This is a genomic window from Aquabacterium sp. A3, assembly GCF_038069945.1.
GTDB lineage: Bacteria > Pseudomonadota > Gammaproteobacteria > Burkholderiales > Burkholderiaceae_C > Aquabacterium.
In genome coordinates this window covers 38,925-56,056 of record NZ_JBBPEV010000002.1, presented here as the reverse complement: position 1 = coordinate 56,056, position 17,132 = coordinate 38,925, and the positions used below count along the sequence as shown (strand labels likewise).

The following is a 17,132-nucleotide window of genomic DNA, read 5'->3' as shown; positions in this document are numbered from 1 at the left end:
CACCTTCACGGTTGTGGGCAAGCCTCAGCGCCCCAGGCGGGCGTCGGCCACCGGCGACACCACGTTCTGGCGCGCGATCTCGGCGGTTTCGCCATCGGGGCCAGGCCAGGTGGCGGCCTCGTCGGTCACCACGGTGGGCTTGATCAGGATCACCAGCTCGTACTTGCTGCGGCTTTGCGACTTCTGGCGGAACAGCCCACCCACCAGCGGCGCGTCACTGAGGCCGGGCACGCCACTGCGGTCCATGCTGGAGTCCTGCTGCATCAGGCCGCCGATGGCGACGATCTCACCGTCGCGCACACGCACGATGCTGTCGGTTTCATTGATCGCACTCGATGCCAACGGCAGGGTGTAGCGGCCCAGGGTGCCCAGGTCGATGGGCTTTTGGTTTTCGGTGACCACGCTCACGGTGGGGTGCACGTGCAGCATCACACTGCCGTTGTCATCGATCTGCGGGGTCACGTCCAGCGCGATGCCGCTGAAGAAGGGCTGCAGCGTGACGGTGGGTGAACTGGTGGTGGTGTTGCCGGAGCTGGTCTGGTTGGTGGTGATGTTGGTGACGAAGAGTTCGTCACGCCCCACCTTGAGCACGGCCTTCTGGTTGTTGATGGTGGCGATGCGGGGGCTCGACAGCACGCGCACATCGCCCTGGGTTTCCAGGAAGGTCATGAGCGCGGCGAACGAGGCCGACTGGAACGCCAGGCCATAGAAGCCCTTGCCCAGCGAATCGGCCACCGCCACCGCATTGGGCGAAATGCCGCCCGCGTCGGTGACCAGGTCACCCGAGTTGCGCAAGGTCACGCCCGGGGCCACGCCAAAGGTGCCAATGGAGCCCTTGTGCCCGCCGTTGGACACCTGCCGGAACAGCGACCAGTTCACGCCGGTCTGCGACCCATCGGAGAGCTTGACCTCGATGATCTTGGCCTCCAGCATGACCTGGCGCTCGATGGTGACCTGCACGGCGCGCAGGTAGTCGTTGATCTGCCGCAGCTCGCCCGGCGTGCCGCGCACCACGATCACACCCGCACCGGCGTTGATGGTGACGTTGCGGCCCTCGCGCCCGCCCAGCAGGGATTTGAGGGATTCGGCCACGTCCTGCCAGAAGTTGGTGTCGGTGGTCATGCGCACGGCGGCGGTGTCGTTGCCACCCTCGCCCCCCGAGGCGCTGCCCGCCCCCGAGCTGCCGGCGCCCGCGGCCTGCAGTGAGAAGTTCGAGTTCACCCGCAGATCGGACGCCCCCTGGCGGCGACCGGGCAGGTAGCTGATGCGGAACATGCGTGTCTGCACCGTGTTGGGGTAGACAAAGACGCGGTTGCCCTTGATGCGGAAGTCGTAGCCGTAGAGCTCGCGCAGGGCCTCCAGGGCCTCGGGCACGGTGGTCTGGCGCAGCTTGAGCGTGACATTGCCGGCCACCTCGGGCGAGACCAGCATGTTGTACTGACCCGTCATGCCCATCTGCAGAAACACCTGTGCGGCGGGTGCGTCATTGACCGCGATGTCAAAGCGCTGATCCTGGTAGGGGGCCAGCGCCGGGTGCCCGCGTGAGGGGGTCGCGGTGGGGGTGGGTGATGGCATCACGGCAGGTGCCGTCGGCGCTGCGGGGGTGGCCGATGGCGCGGATGGCTGCCTGAGCTGCGGACCGGCATCCGCCACTTGCAGACGGCGGCGCCAGGCCTCCCAGCCACCCGCACGCTCCACCTCGCTGGCGGTGGCCGTGGTGGCCGTGGTGGTCGCCTCATCAGGCACGGCCGACTGCACGGGCACCGAGGCCAGTGTCAGGCTCATGCGGCCAGCCGCTGCCCACGCGGTGTGGATGCCGGCGCCCATCAGCAGGGCTGCCACGCACGCGAGTGCGGGCAACGAGGGATGACGAACGGGCTTGCTCATGGTTGGTCCTTTCGTGGCGTCGGGGCGCTCACGCCTCGCCACTGTTTCAAGGTCTCGTGTCCGCCCATCAACTGCAGGCGCACGATGCCGGTGGCGCCTTTGAGCACCACACTTTCTGATTCGATGGCCAGCAGCGTCCATGCGCCCAGGCGGTCACCGGTGTGGTGGATCTGGTCGTTCAACATGGCACTGCCGCGTCCGCTGGCACCCACGTGCTGGATGGTCTGCAACCGAGGCAGGCGGCTGGCCTCGTCGGCCGGGTCGTCTGGCGCGGTGCCACCGTTGGCCACCGACACCTGGCCCGGGCCCGGCTTGCGGAAAGCGCCAGGGGGGCGGGTGGGGTCGGCCAGGCTGCTCAGCGGGTCGGCGATCGAGCCGGTGCTCAGCAGCAGGCCCGATGGCAGCAGGGCCACCACCAGCAGGCCCACCAGGCGCCCCCGCCATGGCCGTGAGTGCAGTTCGCGACGGCTCATGGGGCGATCTCCAGGGCATCTCGGTCAGGGCTGTAGGTGTGCACGGACACACTCAACTCGGGCGGCGCGGGCGCCTTCACGTCCAGCTCCAGGCCATCCCACATCAACTTGCGGGGCATGCCTTCGACATCACGCACCCAGCGCAGCAGCTCGATGTAGGGGCCCGCCACGGTCATCTCGATGCGGTGGCGGTACAGCATGGCCGGCAAACCCATGGTCACCGACGAGGGGTTGCTCACCAGCGGCACCTCCTCAGGAGCCTGCGTGCGCATGCGGATGAGGCGCAACTGCCCGTTTTGCTCCAGCAGTCCACGCAAGAGCGCCGCCATTTCGTTGGCGGGCACCAGCAAGGCCTGCTGACGCGTCAGCTCGGCCCGGCCCTCTTCCAGGCGGGCCTGCACCTGAGGAATTTCTTCTTCGGCCTGCTTTTGCTGGTGCAGGTTGTCCATCACGCGGCGCTGCATGTCGGTCTGCAAGGCCTCCACGGCGGCCTGCGCCACCTGCTGACGCTTGCGCACCTCTTGCAGTGCCTTGAAGCCCGGCGTGAGCCACACGGCGTCAAAGATCATCCAGATGCCCGCCAGCAGCGCGACGATGATCAGCCTGCGTTCATTGAGCAGGCGCGCGTCAAACAGGCGCCTGCCCTGACGCCACTTCATGGTCGCCAACGACCACCACTGGGTCCATTCAGGATTCATTGCGCCTCCTCGCGAACCCGTCGCCCCGTCGGGCCTTCAGCGGCCAGTTGCCCGCGCAAGACGAAGTCGGTCAGGCCCAGGGGCGCGTCGGTTTCTTCGGCCACGGCCTTCAATTCCAGCTGGGCAAATCGGCGCCCCTTGAATCGCTCTTCTTCGTTCAAGCGCGCCAGGTAGGGTGGCAGCGTGGCGGGGTCGCTGGTGCGGCCGCGCAACTCCAGCTGACGACCGTCACCCTGGATGCTCAAGCCCGTGATCCACAACTGCGCCTGGGCCTGCCGGCCGAGCGCCATCAGGTAGTCCGAATAGCCGGTGGACGCCTGTGCGCCAGCGCCCTTGAGCACCTCGCGCATCTGGCGCTGGATGGTTTCCTGCTGCTTGAGGCGCTCCAGCCGGGTCACCACGGGTGGCACCTTGAGGGTGCCCAGCTGGGTCTGCAGCTGCGCCAGTTGCGCTTCGCTGGCTTGCGCCTTGCCCAGCGCCTGATGCTGCATCCAGGCCAGCCCGCCACTGGCCAGCACGCACAGCAGCAGGGCCGCGCCCGTGAGCTGCAAGCCCGTGCGCGCGCCCCACGGCACGGTCTGGCTGCCACGCAGCAGGGGGTCGATCAGCATGAGCTGCTGGCGCTCGTGCACCGTGGCCCAGCCGCGCATGGCGGCCCCCACGGCCATCAGCTCGCCGGCCGTGGCCCGTCGCGCCAGCAAGGCGCCGTCGCCTTCTTCGTCCTCATCCAGGGCCGACAAGTCCAGGTGCCGGCCCAGGTCCAGGGCCTGCACAGGCAGGTAAATCAGCTCGGCCAGGATGCCCAGGGTGTCTTCGTCGGTGCCGGGTGGCAAGGCCACCGTCAGGCCCGACAGCGGTGCCTGGCTGTGCACGCGCTCGTGGGTGTCCAGGGTGCGCAGCACCTCCAGCGCGGCCCGGCTGAGCGCCCCCCCACGCGAGTCGTCCTGCGCCGTGACGGCCGACAGCGCCACCTCGATGTGGCGCATCATGATGAGCTCGCCCTGGAAGGTGATCACCAACAAGGCCTGGCGCTCGCCAAAGGCCAGCAGGGCGTGGGATTTGCCCTCTTCTTCGGCCAGCGCGCAAATGTTGCGCAAGGCCGTTTCGGGCACCTCCATGGCCGCCCAGGCCATGCCCTGGTCGTCGGCCGCGAGCATCAGCTCACCGAAGGCCTCCTGCGACATCAGCACCGTCAAGGTCTGATTGGATTGGCGAATCTGCGTTTCGGCGGGCAAGGCCAGCACATCCACCACGGCGTCATCCACCGGGAACTCGACCTGCTCGCGCAGGGACCAGCGGATGGCGTCCTTCCATTCTTCTCGGGGCACGTCCGGGGCCTCGGCGGCCACGATGCGGTAGCGGTCAGGGGCCGCCACGGCCACCAGCGAGGCGTCGCGCACGCCCCGGCCACGGTGCACGGTTTTCAAGGCGGCCGACATGGAGTCGGCGTCGGCGCGCAAGAACCAGTCCACACGGGGTCGTCCGTCGGCCGCCAGGCTGACGCGCGCAGCCGTGGCCACGGCCCCTTCCTGGGCCACCGCCAGCCAATGGCCTTTTACCCGCGATGGACGACGAAACAACATGCAGTGCTCCCGCATTCAGACAGTTGTCATGCTGACAGAGCGCCTTCCACGAGGTGGAAGGAATAACTGCAGGAACGTGTCTTAATTCTCGGAAGTGCGGACGCGCCCGGACGGCTGTGTGCAGCCAGACACAGCGGGTGCTCAGCTGAGCAGGCGGGAGGGATCGGCCTCGAGCTTGGTGAGCGCCTGGCGCGTGGCCCGGGTGGTGAGCGACTCTTCTTCCATGGGCCACAACAGCCCGGCCTGCAAAAAGGCCCCCAGCCGTTGCAGCTGGAACAGCACCGCCGGCCCGGAGGGCCGTGCGAACAAGGTGAGCTGCTTGCGCAGGCCCCGCCACGCCAGTTGCACGGGTTCGTGGCGCCCGCGGTAATCCAGCGTGAACCAGGCCCCCACCTGCAACTCACGGGCCCAACCCTGCATGGCCGGGGTGGGCATGGAGCCCCCCTGCGCCACCACTTCCAGGCCGTCAGAGTCGTGTCCCGAGAGATCGCGCAGCAGGTCGTCGTCCAGTTCGACGTCGTCCAGGTCGGGCAACAGTTCGTCCAGGGCCTCCAGGCTGGCCATGACCTCCTGCAGCACACCGGCCGGCAAGGCGGCCGAACGTGCGGCGAAAGCCGCCGCCAGCGCCGTGTTGAGCGCCTGGATTTCCTGGTCCTGGCGCGGCAGGGCCACGCCGGCCTGCGCCATGCCATCACGCAGGGTCTTGAGCAGCGGGGGCAGGCGGCGCAGCACCTCGGCACGCTCTTCCCGCGAGGTCTTGGCGCTGGCCGACCAGATCAGGTCGCCCGCCGCCTGCTTGAGCGTCTTGGTGGTCTCGCTGGCCGGACCATGCCGCACCGCGCTGTGGGCCATCACATCGGCCCACACCTGGAACAGAAAATGGCGCACGCCGTCGTGCACGGGCAGGCGCTCCAGCATCTTGCGCAATTCGATCGTGTACTGGATGGCCCAGGTCTCGCGCTGCTCCACCTGCTGGGCCAGCGACACGCCTTCGCGGCTGGCCAGGTTGTGCTCGCGGAAGTAGCCGTCCAGAAAACGTTCGAACTCATTGAGCACGGTCTGGAACACACGGCGCCCGGTTTCGGGGTAGGCCTCAACCACCTGCACCACGCGCTTGATCTCTCGGTGCAAGGCATCGTCATCGTGCTGGGCCTGGGCCACAAAGCCCATGACGCAGGCGCCCATGCGGTCGATGAGCACCCGCGCTGGATGGGTGACCGAGGCGAAGAAGTCGGGCTCACTGACGGCCACGCGCAAGACCGGCATCTGCAAGCGCGCGAACCAGACGCGGATGGCGGCCGGCAGCCGCTCTTCGGTGAGGATGGACTGGAACATGAGGGCCACGACTTCGATCGTGGCGCGCTCGGTCGGGCTGGCGGCGGCGCGCTTGAGCACCTGCTTGCCGGCCTGCAGGTGCTGCAAAGCCTGCTGAACACCTTCGCGGTCTTCTGACCAGGGCTGGGCCGGGGTCGGAGCGACGCCCGGCGCGTAAGACACCGGGGCTGGCCCGACGGGCCCTTGAACCCGGCCGCCCATGGCCTGCTGAAGACCGGACGACACGGTGACGGCCGCATGCGGCTCCATGGCCGAGGGGTCGATGGCCGTGGCGGCAAAACCCGGCACATGGCGGGCCACCACCTGGGCCAACTGCCCCAGCACATGCGACGGCGCGCCTTGCGCTGGCCGGCCGAGCCCGGGCGTCTGGGTCAGCAGGCGGGTTTCATCGTGCACTGGCGCGTACCCGGAGGTGGGTTGTGCCGGCACCTGGGGCGCCGCGCTGGCGCCGCTGCGGCTCACCGGGGCGTCAGCCGCCCGCCGGATGAAGGGCCGCAGGTTGATCTCGGGCCGCACACCGCGGGCGTGCAAGACCGTGTTGGCCTGGTGCAGGGCCGCTTGCACCCAGGCCGGTGCCTCGTTGGACAGCACCGGGTGGGCGGTGCGCCAGTGATCCTGGGTGAGGCCCGAGGCCAGCCAGGCGCGCTGCACCAGCCGCCACAGCCAGGCCTGGGCGTAGACCTCACCGGTCGCGGCCGACGGGCCGGCCAACGCACGGGTGTGTGTCAGGCCTTGCAGGCGCGCGCTCAGATCGTGCCACTCGCCCTGCACCGTGTCCTGCACGGTCTGGGCCATCTTGCCGGCCTGCAGATCCTGCTCCACCTGCTGATCGTCCACCAGGGTCAGCGGCAGGTCCATGGTGCGCTCGGGCAGGACCTCGGGTGAGAGGCCACGCTGCACGCGCTGAACCGCCTCGTTCAGGCCCGCCTCCAGGGCCTCGCGCCAGGCCGCCTGCGCCTGAGGCCAGTCCAGCACCAGGTCACGGCGGCTGAGCGCCAGGGCCGGCGGCGCCTTGGCACCCGCCAGCGCGCGAGCGCCCTCCAGGCAAGCCTGCTGAAAGCCGGCCACCCCCTGAATCAAGGATTCAAGGTAGGCCAGCGCAGCCGTCTGCGCCAGAGAGCGATCGGGACCGGAAGCCATTGGCTCCGACTCTACACCACCGCGCCAGCGTTCGGATCGTTGGGATCGCCTTCGTTCTTGGTGGCGGTGACCAGGTCTTCACGCTTGATGCCCAGCCACATGGCGATGGCCGCGGCCACGAACACCGACGAGTAGATGCCAAAGCAGATGCCGATGGTCAGCGCCAGGGCGAAATAGTGCAGCGTGGGCCCACCAAAGATCAGCATGGTCAAGACCATCATCTGGGTGGAGCCGTGGGTGATGATGGTGCGGCTGATGGTGGACGTGATGGCGTGGTCGATGACCTCGGCCGGCGTCATCTTGCGGAACTTGCGGAACGACTCGCGCACGCGGTCGAAGATCACGACCGACTCGTTGACCGAATAGCCCAGCACGGCCAGCACGGCGGCCAGCACCGACAGCGAGAACTCCCACTGGAAGAAGGCAAAGAAGCCCAGGATGATGACCACGTCGTGCAGGTTGGCGATGATGCCGGCCACCGCGAACTTCCATTCGAAGCGGATGGCCAGGTAAATCATGATGCCCACCACGGTGGCCAGCAGGGCGTAAGCACCATCGCGCACCAGCTCGTCACCCACCTGCGGGCCCACGAACTCGCTGCGCTGCAAGGTGATGGGCTGAGCCTCACCGGCCTTGCACTGCAGGCCAGCGGCCTGCTGACCGTCGGGGGTGGCTTCGGCACGCGCCATCTGGCCCTGGGTGGCCTGGCACAGCGCGCCAAACACCCGGTCCACCACCTGGGCCTGGGGCACGTCTTCGCGCAGCGGCACGCGGATCAACACATCGCGCGAGGTGCCGAAGTTCTGCACCTGCACCTCGCCAAAGCCCAGGGGCTCGATCGCGGCACGGGCCTTTTGCAGGTCGGCCGCCTCGGCGTACTGCACTTCGATGAGCGAGCCGCCGGTGAACTCGACCGACAGGTGCAGCCCGCGGGTGGCGATGAAAAAGACGGCCGCCAGGAACGCGATCACCGAGATCGCGTTGAGCAGCAGGGCGTGGCGCATGAAGGGGATGTCGCGCCGGATGCGGAAAAATTCCATGGTGATTACTCCTGCGGCTTCCAGACGTGGCCAATGGACAGGCCCTTGAGCTTCTTCTGTCGGCCGTACCAGAGGTTGACCAGGCCACGCGAGAAGAACACCGCCGAGAACATCGACGTGAGGATGCCCAGGCAGTGCACCACCGCAAACCCACGCACGGGGCCCGAGCCGAAGGTGAGCAGGGCCACGCCGGCGATCAGGGTGGTGACGTTGGAGTCCAGGATGGTGGCCCAGGCGTTGTCATAGCCGGCACGGATGGCCGTCTGCGGGGCTGATCCGTTGCGCAACTCTTCACGGATGCGCTCGTTGATCAGCACGTTGGAGTCGATGGCCATGCCCAGGGTGAGGGCGATGGCCGCGATGCCCGGCAGCGTCAAGGTGGCCTGCAGCATGGACAGCACCGCGATCAGCAGCAGCAGGTTGACCGACAGGGCCACGGTAGAGAACAGGCCGAACAGCATGTAGTAGATGACCATGAACACGGCCACGGCGGCAAAGCCCCACACCAGGCTGTTGAAGCCCTGGGCGATGTTCTCGGCGCCCAGGCTGGGGCCCACGGTGCGCTCTTCGATGATCTCCATGGGCGCGGCCAGCGAGCCGGCACGCAGCAGCAGCGCCGTGTCGGCGGCCTCGGTGGTGGTCATGCGGCCCGAAATCTGCACCCGGCCACCGCTGATCTCGCCGCGGATGACGGGCGCGGTCACGACCTCGCCCCGGCCCTTCTCGAACAGCAAGATCGCCATGCGCTTGCCCACGTTCTCTCGGGTGGCCTCGCGGAAGATGCGCGCGCCACGGCCATCGAGCGTGAGGTGCACGGCAGGCTCCTGGTTCTCGTCAAAACCGGCCTGGGCGTCGGTCAGGTTGTCACCCGTGAGCACCACCTGCCGTTTGACGATGATGGGCGTGCCATCACGCTCCAGAAACCGTTCGGTGCCGAAGGGCACTGGGCCGCCGGTGAGCGCGTTGCGCGCCTCGGCGCCGTCGTCGACCATGCGCACTTCGAGGGTGGCGGTGCGGCCGATGATGTCCTTGGCGCGTGCGGTGTCCTGCACGCCAGGCAGTTGCACCACCACGCGGTCAATGCCTTGCTGCTGGATGACGGGCTCGGCCACCCCCAGTTCGTTGATCCGGTTGTGCAAGGTGGTGATGTTTTGCTTGAGCGCCTGGTCCTGGATGGCCCGCGCCGCCTGGGGCAGCAGGCTGCCCACCACGCTCAGGTCATCGGCCGGGCCGACGTCGTTCCAGCTCAGGTCGCCCAGGGCATCGCGCAAGGCGTTGCGACCGGCCTCACGCGTGGCCTCGTCGCGGAAACGCACCACGATGGTGTCGCCCTCGCGGCGGATGCCGCTGTGGCGGATGTCCTTGTCGCGCATCAGCGAACGCACGTCGCTGGTGACGGTTTCCAGGCGCTGGGTGATGGCGCCCTTCATGTCCACCTGCATGAGGAAGTGCACACCCCCGCGCAAGTCCAGCCCCAGGTACATGGGCCGAGGCTCGACAAAGGCCACCCGGGCCGCACGCAGCCAGTTGGGCGTGCGCGAGACCAGGTTCAACGCCACGATGTAGCCCGGATTGGCTGGATCGGGGTTGAAGGTGCGCTGAATCACGTCGCGCGCCTGGATCTGGGTGTCGGTGTCCTTGAACCGCGCCCGCACCGACGTGCCCTCGAACTCGACGAAGTCGGGCCGGATGCCCGCGGCGTTCAGGGCCGATTCCACCCGGGCCACGTCGTCCGCATGCACCTTGACCGTGGCCTTGCCACTGGAGAGTTGAACGGCGGGCGCCTCACCAAAGAAGTTGGGCAGCGTGTAGACGAAGCCCACCACCAGGGCGATGGCGATGACGAGGTACTTCCACCAGGCGTAACGGTTCATGGCTGCTTACTTGCTGAAAGTGCCCTTGGGCAGAACCTGGACGATGGCGGCACGCTGCACCTGCAGCTCCACGCCGTTGGCCACTTCCAGGTGCACCTGGTTGTCACCCAGCTTGGTGATCTTGCCCAGCACGCCGCCCTGGGTCACCACCTCGTCGCCCTTGGCCAGGGCGTCCAGCATGGCCTTGACCTCTTTCTGGCGCTTCATCTGAGGCCGGATCATCACAAAGTACAGCACCACGAACATCAGCACGAGGGGCAGCATGCTCAACAGGCTGCTGGAGGTGCTGGCGGCCGGCGCGGCGGCCTGGGCAAAAGCGTCAGAGATGAACACGTTGTCTTTCCTTCAAACAAAGGGCCGAGGCCCTGCACAGGGCGCCGGCCAGTCTAGCCACCGGATTGTATGCCCCACGCCGGGGCCGTACCTCAGGGGCTCAGAGCACGTACCTGACCAGCGGATGGCTGGTCAGGGCGCGGTACAGGTTGTCGAGTTGCTCGCGGCTGGTGGCCGTGACGGTGACCGTCAGGCCCAGGTAATTGCCCGAGCTGGATGGCCGCCGCTCCAGGGTGTGCGGCTGGTAGGCCGGGTCGTGGTGCTGGGCAATGGCCACCACCGCCTCGATGAACTCGACCTGATGCACCCCCATCACCTTGATGGGAAAGGCACAGGGGTACTCGATGACGGACTCGTCGGCACGGGACGGGGCGCCGGACGACGGCGGCGTGGAGGATGGGTCTGCGCTCATGGCGGGCTTTCGTGTCACTGGATGCTCAGGCGCAAGGCATCCCAGGCGCGCCCCAGCCATCCGGCCTCGGGCACGGCCTGCAGGGTGTGCAATGGCCAATCCTGCCAAGGTTGTTCCCCCAGGCGAATCTTCAAGGTGCCAACCGCCTGCCCCTGGCTCAGGGGGGCGATCAGCGGGTCATTGCGCGTCACGACGGTGCGCACCTGGCTGGCCTGGCCTCGGGGCACCACGGCCACGATGGGCTGGGTGCGGCCCAGGCCCACGGTGTCGCTGCGCCCTTTCCAGACCGGGGCCTGGGTGACGGCCTGACCGCCATCGAACAGCTTGACCACATCAAAGGCGCTGTAGCCCCAGTTGAGCAGTTTCTGGCTTTCGCTGGCCCGCGCTTCGGTGGACGAGGTGCCCACCACCACGCTGAGCAAGCGGCGCTCGCCGGCCGGGCCGGTGCGGCGTGCCGTGCTGATCAGGCAGTAGCCCGCCGCGTCGGTGTAGCCGGTCTTGAGTCCATCGACCGTGGGGTCGCGGTACAGCAGCAGGTTGCGGTTGGTCTGGCGGATGCCGTTGAAGGTGAACTCCTTCATGCTGTAGTACGGCATGGCCTGCGGGAAGTCGGCGATCAGGCGGGCCGCGATCACCGACAACTCACGCACGGTGCTGACGTGTCCGGGCGCGGGCAGGCCTTCCGGGTTCTTGAAGGTGGTCTGCTTCAGGCCAAACTGCGCGGCCTGGCGGTTCATCATGTCCACGAAGGTTTCCACCGAGCCGGCCACGGCCTCGGCCAGGGCCACGGTGGCGTCGTTGCCGCTTTGCACGATCATGCCCTTGAGCAGGTCGTCCACCTTGACCTGGCTGTTGACCTTGATGAAGCTGCGCGAGGCCCCGGTCATGCCCGTGCGCCAGGCGCGCTCGGACACGCTGATGGGCTGGTCCAGCGACAGCTTGCCCGCCTGCAGGGCCTGAAACACCAGGTAGGCGCTCATCAGTTTGGTGAGCGAGGCCGGCTCGACCACCTGATCGGCATCCCGGCTGGCCAGGGTCTGGCGGGTGGTGAGGTCTTGCAGGATGTAGGCGCGCGCCGCCACCTCGGGCGGGGCGGGCATGCCCACCGGGGCCTGGGCAAATCCGCCCAGGTCCAGGCGCACGGCGGCGGCCGAGGCCTGGGTCGCCGGTGCCGTGGTGGGCGCGCTGGTTTGTGCACCCACACCCGCAGACATCACCCCGCTGAGCGCCAGCGCCAGCGCGGCAGAAGAAAGAAAAGAGGGGGACGACCGCAGGGGTCGTCGGTCAAGGGTCACAGCCATGAGCACAATCAGGTTGAAGCGGGCGACGCTGCCGGTGGCCAGGCCTGGGCGGCCATCAGGTGCCGCAGCACCAATTGACGCAGCAGGGGCAACTGCCCGTGAAAGAAATGACCCACGCCGGGCACCACGGTCACCGGCATGGACTGAGGCCGGGCCCAATCGAGCACGGCAGACAACGGTACAACGTCGTCATGCTCTCCGTGGATGACACAGGCGGACGCCAGATGGGGCGGCACGGGTGGCACATCAAAGCGAGAGGTGGCCGGCCCCACCAGCACCAGCGAGGACGGCGGATGGGTGCTGGCCACCGCCTCAGCGGCGCGGGCCGCCACAAAACCGCCGAACGAGAAGCCCGCCAGGGCCCAGGGCCGACCCGCCAACTCGGGCAGACCCAGGTGGTGATTCAGCACGGTCAGCAGGTCGTCGGTTTCGGCCAGGCCGCCATCGTGTTCGCCGGCTGAGCGCCCCACCCCGCGAAAGTTGAAGCGCACGGCGGCCCACCCGGCCTGCGCGTGGGCACGCACCAGGGTGTGCACCACCTTGTTGTCCATGGTGCCCCCCATCAGGGGATGGGGATGGGCGACCACCGCCACGCCTCGCGGCGTGCCGTCGGGCAGCTCCAGCACACACTCGATCGCGCCGGCGGCGCCGTCGATCAGGAAGGAATCGGGGCGCCCGATCATGGACGGCCTCGGTCAGCGACCCACATCGTCGGGCAGCACCAGGCGCTGCACCACCTCACCGCCCAGCAAATGGCGATCAACGATCTCGTCGATGTCGGCGTTGTCCACGAAGGTGTACCAGGTGCCTTCCGGGTAGACCACGGCCACGGGCCCGCCCGAACAGCGGTCCAGGCAACCGGCCTTGTTGACCCTCACCGCACCGGGGCCGTTGCGGCCAGCGGCCGCGACCCGGGCCTTGCAATGGTCGAACCCGGCCTTGGCGGCGTGGTCGGCACAGCAGGCCTCACCGTTGGGGCGCTGGTTCAGGCAGAAAAAAACGTGGCGTTCGAAGTAGGACATGGTGGGTTCATTCTAGACCGGTGCCACCGTCCGGGCCGCTGGTGGGGACTTGGGTGGGCGCGCCCAGTTCGGCGCGGCGGCGCCACAGGTGGGCCAGCAGCCAGACCATCGCCAGGTACGGCCACAGCAAGCCCACCCAGCGCGCCAGGCCGTGAAACCGGATGAAGCGCCCCTGGGTCCACTGGGCGAGGTTGGCCGCCTGGTAGGGGTCGGTGGGGGCCAGGTGGATGAGCACCACCAGCGCCCCGAGGGCCACGAGCCCCAGCGCCGCACTGAGCCTGCGCGAGCAGCGCAACAACACCACACCGCCCAGCGCCCCCAACAGCAAACCCAGGCAGCTGGGCAAGGTCAGCCAGGTCAGGGCCTGCGGGGGCCCGTAATTGAGCGCGCTCGACAAGGTGCTCACGCCCATGCCGGCCACCACCAAGGCGGCCATCAGCCCCAGACGCCAACTGCGCTGGGCCACGAGCGCACACACCACACACAGTGGCGCCCACTGCCCCAGGCCCACCACCGCCGATTCGAAGACGGTCCGCCAGGGCGTGCCCAGCCAGGCCGCATGGGTCTGGCTCCAGATGAGGATGGGATCGTCGGGCAGCAACCAGCCCTGCCAGCTCACATCCTGCGTCCACTCCAGCCACAGCAGGCGCAAGGGGGGCCAGACCTGCCCCTGCCCCAGCGGCACGGGTGGCGGGTACAGCAGGCCCAGCGGCCAGACCCACAGCAAAGCCGGCCCCCAGCTGGAGCTGGAGCGAAACCAGCGCTGAACCAGGCGGGCCCACGCGTCCACCACCCCCAGGGCCTGCAGGGTGAGCGCCGCCAGCACCCCCCAGGCCGAGCCCAGGGTGTTGAGCACCCAGTCGCTCATGGACGGGATGCGCGAGGGCACGGCAAACTGGATGAGCTCCAGCGCGTACGACAAGGCACTGCAGCCCAGCACCGTGAGCAGCCCGGCCAGCAGCGCCCCCCGGGCGACACGCAGGTGCGCCAGGCACAAAATGAAGCCCAAGGGCACGTAGCCCAGGATGTTGCCAGCCAGGTCGGTGGCGGCCTCGTGCCCCAGTTTGGGCAGCACCCAGCTGAACACCTGCGGGTCAGGCCAGTGCCATCCGCTCAAGGGATACAGCGTGGCGTAGGCCACGAGCGCGATCGCCACCCCGCTGAGGGGCCACGCCACGCTGCGCTGGCCAGCCATGGCGCGATCAGCCCACCGTGGGCTTGAGCACCACGAGGATCACGATCAGTGCAAACAACAGCACCGACACCTCGTTGTACACACGGAACCAGCGGTGGCTGCGCCGGTTGGCCATGCCCTCGAAATCACGCAGCAGGCGCTTGCAGTGGTGGTGGTAGCCGATGACCACGATCACGGCCGTGAGCTTGATGTGCAGCCATATCTGGCCCGGGCCCTTGCCCACGCCAAAGTACAGCCACAGCAGCAGCCCGAACACGAGGGCCGGCACCATCAGCAGGGTGCTGAAACGGTACAACTTGCGCGCCATGAGCAGCAGGCGCTCGCGCTCGGCGTGGCTGTCCGACGGCACCATGGCCAGGTTGACAAACAGGCGAGGCAGGTAGAACAGACCGGCAAACCAGCTGGCCACAAAGATGATGTGCAGGGCCTTGACCCACAGGTATGCGTTGTCCATGGAGAGATTATGGAGCGCAAAAAAAGAGCCCCGGCATACGCCGGGGCCTGCAAGCCTTGACGCTGTCATCACGTAAGGCACCTGCTCAGGGAGGAAAAGCAGGGAATGAGGCCTTGCGGCGTATCATTCAGGATCGATTATAGGCGGGATGCCCCAGGTGGGGTAGCCCTCCCAACCGGAAAAACCCCTTTTCAGGTGGTTTTTTTGCCGGCTTTGCATTCCTTCACAGATTTCGCAACTTTGGAACCTGCATGCCCCCCGCCGTACCCTCTCAGTACCCTGCCCACCGTCCTCGCCGGCTGCGCCGCGATGCTTTTTCACGACGCCTGGTGGCCGAGCACACCCTGTCGTGCGCCGACCTGATCTACCCCGTCTTCATCCTGGACCAGGCCAGCGGCAGCGAGCCGGTGGCGTCCATGCCCGGGGTGTCGCGCCTGGGGCAGACGGCCCTGTTTGAGGTCGCCGAACGGTGTCTGAGCCTGGGGGTGCCGGTGCTGGCGCTGTTTCCGGTGATCGACGGCGCACTCAAGACGCCCGATGGGCGCGAGGCCCTCAACGACGAGGGGCTGGTGCCGCGCACGGTGCGGGCGCTGAAGGAACGGTTTCCTGAGCTGGGCGTGATGACCGACGTGGCCCTGGACCCCTACACCTCCCACGGCCAGGATGGCTTGCTGGACGACACCGGCTACATCCTGAACGACGAGACGGTGGCGGTGCTCACGCAGCAGGCCCTCACGCAAGCCCGCGCCGGGGTGGACATCGTGGCCCCCAGCGACATGATGGACGGTCGCATTGGCGCCATCCGTCAGGCGCTGGAGGGCGCCGGCCAGGTGCACACGCGCATCATGGCCTACAGCGCCAAGTACGCCAGCGCGTTTTACGGCCCCTTCCGTGATGCAGTGGGCTCGGCGGGCAACCTGGGCAAGGCCGACAAAAAGGTCTACCAGATGGACCCGGCCAACAGCGACGAGGCCCTGCGCGAGGTGGCCCTGGACATCGCAGAAGGCGCCGACATGGTCATGGTCAAGCCCGGCATGCCTTACCTGGACATCGTGCGCCGCGTGAAGGACGAATTCCGCGTGCCCACCTTCGCCTACCAGGTCAGCGGCGAGTACGCCATGATCAAGGCGGCGGCGGCCAATGGCTGGCTGGCCCATGATGCGGTGATGATGGAGTCGCTGCTGGCCTTCAAGCGGGCAGGCGCCGACGGCATCCTCACGTACTTTGCGCTGGAAGCCGCCGGGCTGCTGCGCCAGGGTTGAGCCGGTGCGCATCTTCCACATCCACGACCGATTCACCGAACTGCCCGACTGGCCGGCCACGCCGCCCACGCAGGGCTTTTTGTGGGTCACCACCAGCCGCCGGGTGTTCGAGGTGCGGCTGACCGAGATCCAGCAGCAGCTCACGGCGCTGGCCGGCGGCGCCCTGCTGGACCTGCACGTGGCCGACCTGATCAACGCCCAACTGCCCTCTCAGTTTGATTACACCTCGTGGTACGACGTGATGGTGTTTCGGCGACTGGCCGCTGGCGCCGGCACCGAGCGGCTCTTCCTGGATGACGAGCGCGGCACCCCGACCAGTGCGCGGCAGGCCATGGCGTCCATCGACACCAGCCCGGTGGGTTTTGCCCTGTTCGATCGGGTGCTGTTGACGGTGCATCCGGCCGACTGCTCGGTGCGCAGCTTCTTTGAAGCCCGGCTGGCCTCGCTGGCGCAGAACGACAACGCACCGGGCTGGCGCCAGGAAGGGCGCGGCAGCACCAGCCGCCTGCCCCCCAACTCGGCCGACCTGATGCTGCGCATCATCAACCACATGGTGGACGGCTACCTGGACCTGCGCCGCCTGCTGACGCGCCAGTTCGGCTATTTGCAGCAAGAGCTGCTGAGCAACCGCCAGCAGTTCCGACACTGGCAGGCGCTGCTGGACTCGCGCAACACCTTGCACCTGCTGGAAGACATCTGCGAGGACCAGCGCAGCGCGATCCAGGAGTGGCTGGATGCCCTGGCCGACTGGCCCGTGCCGACCGACCCCCACGGCGCGCGTGAACGCGAAGTGCTGGGCGTGCGCTCGCGGGATGTGCAAGAGCACATCGAGCGGGTGCTGGCCCACGTGCGGCGCCTGGAGAGCTCGGCCGAAGGTGCGGTGCAGATGCACTTTTCTGCCCAAGGCTCGCGCACCAACGAAATCATGCGCACGCTGACGGTGCTCACCGCCATCTTCTTGCCGCTCAACCTGATCACCGGGGTGTTCGGCATGAACTTTGACGACATGCCCCTGATCCACGAGCAAGCCGGCTTCTGGCTGGCCGCCGGCCTGATGGGTGTGGTGGTGGCGGTGCTGGTGTGGGTGTTCAGGCGACGCCGCTACATCGGCGAGTGAGGCTGC

The 17,132-nt window shown here is 67.8% G+C and carries 16 protein-coding genes; 2 read left to right on the top strand and 14 right to left on the bottom strand.

All coding sequences use genetic code 11. From position 1 onward, the window contains the following. Positions 1–24 precede the first annotated feature (24 nt). From mshL to WNB94_RS09400, 14 genes are all read right to left on the bottom strand, one after another. Positions 25–1,887 carry a pilus (MSHA type) biogenesis protein MshL gene (gene mshL, locus WNB94_RS09465; protein ID WP_341390073.1) on the bottom strand — a complete coding sequence of 621 codons (1,863 nt, stop codon included), beginning with the start codon at positions 1,885–1,887 and terminating at the stop codon, positions 25–27. Further along, positions 1,884–2,360: a hypothetical protein gene (locus tag WNB94_RS09460; protein WP_341390070.1), complete on the bottom strand. Its 477-nt coding sequence runs from the start codon at positions 2,358–2,360 to the stop codon at positions 1,884–1,886. Before WNB94_RS09460 ends, mshL begins: the two co-directional genes overlap by 4 nt. Then, a complete protein-coding gene (locus WNB94_RS09455; RefSeq protein ID WP_341390069.1) occupies positions 2,357–3,058 on the bottom strand; it encodes a hypothetical protein in 702 nt (233 codons plus the stop codon). Before WNB94_RS09455 ends, WNB94_RS09460 begins: the two co-directional genes overlap by 4 nt. Continuing rightward, positions 3,055–4,641, bottom strand: coding sequence for a PilN domain-containing protein (locus tag WNB94_RS09450; RefSeq protein WP_341390068.1), 1,587 nt, complete (start codon positions 4,639–4,641; stop codon positions 3,055–3,057). The genes WNB94_RS09455 and WNB94_RS09450 overlap by 4 nt, the downstream gene beginning before the upstream one ends. A 141-nt stretch (positions 4,642–4,782) precedes the next feature. Continuing rightward, on the bottom strand, positions 4,783–7,116 hold the full coding sequence (locus WNB94_RS09445; protein WP_341390067.1) for a DUF1631 family protein: 2,334 nt from the start codon (positions 7,114–7,116) through the stop codon (positions 4,783–4,785). 11 nt (positions 7,117–7,127) lie between these two features. Beyond that, on the bottom strand, positions 7,128–8,156 hold the full coding sequence (secF, locus tag WNB94_RS09440) for a protein translocase subunit SecF (protein ID WP_341390066.1): 1,029 nt from the start codon (positions 8,154–8,156) through the stop codon (positions 7,128–7,130). A gap of 5 nt (positions 8,157–8,161) precedes the next feature. Beyond that, positions 8,162–10,030, bottom strand: coding sequence for a protein translocase subunit SecD (gene secD, locus WNB94_RS09435; protein ID WP_341390064.1), 1,869 nt, complete (start codon positions 10,028–10,030; stop codon positions 8,162–8,164). A 6-nt stretch (positions 10,031–10,036) separates the two neighbouring features. Beyond that, complete coding sequence (gene yajC, locus WNB94_RS09430; protein WP_341390063.1) at positions 10,037–10,363, bottom strand: preprotein translocase subunit YajC; 327 nt, start codon at positions 10,361–10,363, stop codon at positions 10,037–10,039. Positions 10,364–10,463: 100 nt separating this feature from the next. Continuing rightward, complete coding sequence (locus WNB94_RS09425) at positions 10,464–10,775, bottom strand: YbeD family protein (protein WP_341390061.1); 312 nt, start codon at positions 10,773–10,775, stop codon at positions 10,464–10,466. Positions 10,776–10,789: 14 nt separating this feature from the next. Further along, entirely contained in the window at positions 10,790–11,989 is a 1,200-nt protein-coding gene (locus WNB94_RS09420; RefSeq protein WP_445819061.1) for a D-alanyl-D-alanine carboxypeptidase family protein, read from the bottom strand. A gap of 95 nt (positions 11,990–12,084) precedes the next feature. Next, positions 12,085–12,759: an alpha/beta hydrolase gene (locus WNB94_RS09415; RefSeq protein WP_341390058.1), complete on the bottom strand. Its 675-nt coding sequence runs from the start codon at positions 12,757–12,759 to the stop codon at positions 12,085–12,087. Between the two features lie 12 nt (positions 12,760–12,771). Then, positions 12,772–13,098, bottom strand: coding sequence for a (2Fe-2S) ferredoxin domain-containing protein (locus tag WNB94_RS09410; RefSeq protein ID WP_341390057.1), 327 nt, complete (start codon positions 13,096–13,098; stop codon positions 12,772–12,774). 7 nt (positions 13,099–13,105) lie between these two features. Then, a complete protein-coding gene (locus tag WNB94_RS09405; RefSeq protein ID WP_341390055.1) occupies positions 13,106–14,293 on the bottom strand; it encodes a VanZ family protein in 1,188 nt (395 codons plus the stop codon). A 7-nt stretch (positions 14,294–14,300) separates the two neighbouring features. Then, positions 14,301–14,747: a CopD family protein gene (locus WNB94_RS09400; protein WP_341390053.1), complete on the bottom strand. Its 447-nt coding sequence runs from the start codon at positions 14,745–14,747 to the stop codon at positions 14,301–14,303. A 251-nt stretch (positions 14,748–14,998) separates the two neighbouring features. On the opposite strand from WNB94_RS09400, the gene hemB reads away from it, so the two are divergent. Further along, the gene (gene hemB / locus WNB94_RS09395) at positions 14,999–16,009 is read left to right on the top strand and encodes a porphobilinogen synthase (protein WP_341390052.1); all 1,011 of its coding nucleotides are present in this window, start codon (positions 14,999–15,001) and stop codon (positions 16,007–16,009) included. A gap of 4 nt (positions 16,010–16,013) precedes the next feature. Then, positions 16,014–17,126, top strand: a complete 1,113-nt coding sequence (locus WNB94_RS09390; RefSeq protein ID WP_341390051.1) for a magnesium transporter CorA family protein — start codon at positions 16,014–16,016, stop codon at positions 17,124–17,126. The last annotated feature ends 6 nt before the right edge of the window (positions 17,127–17,132 follow it).

Excerpts from the sequence above, each read along its gene's own strand:
- secF (WP_341390066.1), bottom strand. The coding sequence starts at position 8,156 with ATGGAATTTTTCCGCATCCGGCGCGACATCCCCTTCATGCGCCACGCC.
- WNB94_RS09450 (WP_341390068.1), bottom strand. The coding sequence starts at position 4,641 with ATGTTGTTTCGTCGTCCATCGCGGGTAAAAGGCCATTGGCTGGCGGTG.
- WNB94_RS09445 (WP_341390067.1), bottom strand. The coding sequence starts at position 7,116 with ATGGCTTCCGGTCCCGATCGCTCTCTGGCGCAGACGGCTGCGCTGGCC.
- WNB94_RS09405 (WP_341390055.1), bottom strand. The coding sequence starts at position 14,293 with ATGGCTGGCCAGCGCAGCGTGGCGTGGCCCCTCAGCGGGGTGGCGATC.
- secD (WP_341390064.1), bottom strand. The coding sequence starts at position 10,030 with ATGAACCGTTACGCCTGGTGGAAGTACCTCGTCATCGCCATCGCCCTG.
- hemB (WP_341390052.1), top strand. The coding sequence starts at position 14,999 with ATGCCCCCCGCCGTACCCTCTCAGTACCCTGCCCACCGTCCTCGCCGG.
- WNB94_RS09455 (WP_341390069.1), bottom strand. The coding sequence starts at position 3,058 with ATGAATCCTGAATGGACCCAGTGGTGGTCGTTGGCGACCATGAAGTGG.
- WNB94_RS09400 (WP_341390053.1), bottom strand. The coding sequence starts at position 14,747 with ATGGACAACGCATACCTGTGGGTCAAGGCCCTGCACATCATCTTTGTG.
- WNB94_RS09415 (WP_341390058.1), bottom strand. The coding sequence starts at position 12,759 with ATGATCGGGCGCCCCGATTCCTTCCTGATCGACGGCGCCGCCGGCGCG.
- mshL (WP_341390073.1), bottom strand. The coding sequence starts at position 1,887 with ATGAGCAAGCCCGTTCGTCATCCCTCGTTGCCCGCACTCGCGTGCGTG.
- WNB94_RS09410 (WP_341390057.1), bottom strand. The coding sequence starts at position 13,098 with ATGTCCTACTTCGAACGCCACGTTTTTTTCTGCCTGAACCAGCGCCCC.
- WNB94_RS09420 (WP_445819061.1), bottom strand. The coding sequence starts at position 11,989 with ATGTCTGCGGGTGTGGGTGCACAAACCAGCGCGCCCACCACGGCACCG.
- WNB94_RS09425 (WP_341390061.1), bottom strand. The coding sequence starts at position 10,775 with ATGAGCGCAGACCCATCCTCCACGCCGCCGTCGTCCGGCGCCCCGTCC.
- WNB94_RS09460 (WP_341390070.1), bottom strand. The coding sequence starts at position 2,360 with ATGAGCCGTCGCGAACTGCACTCACGGCCATGGCGGGGGCGCCTGGTG.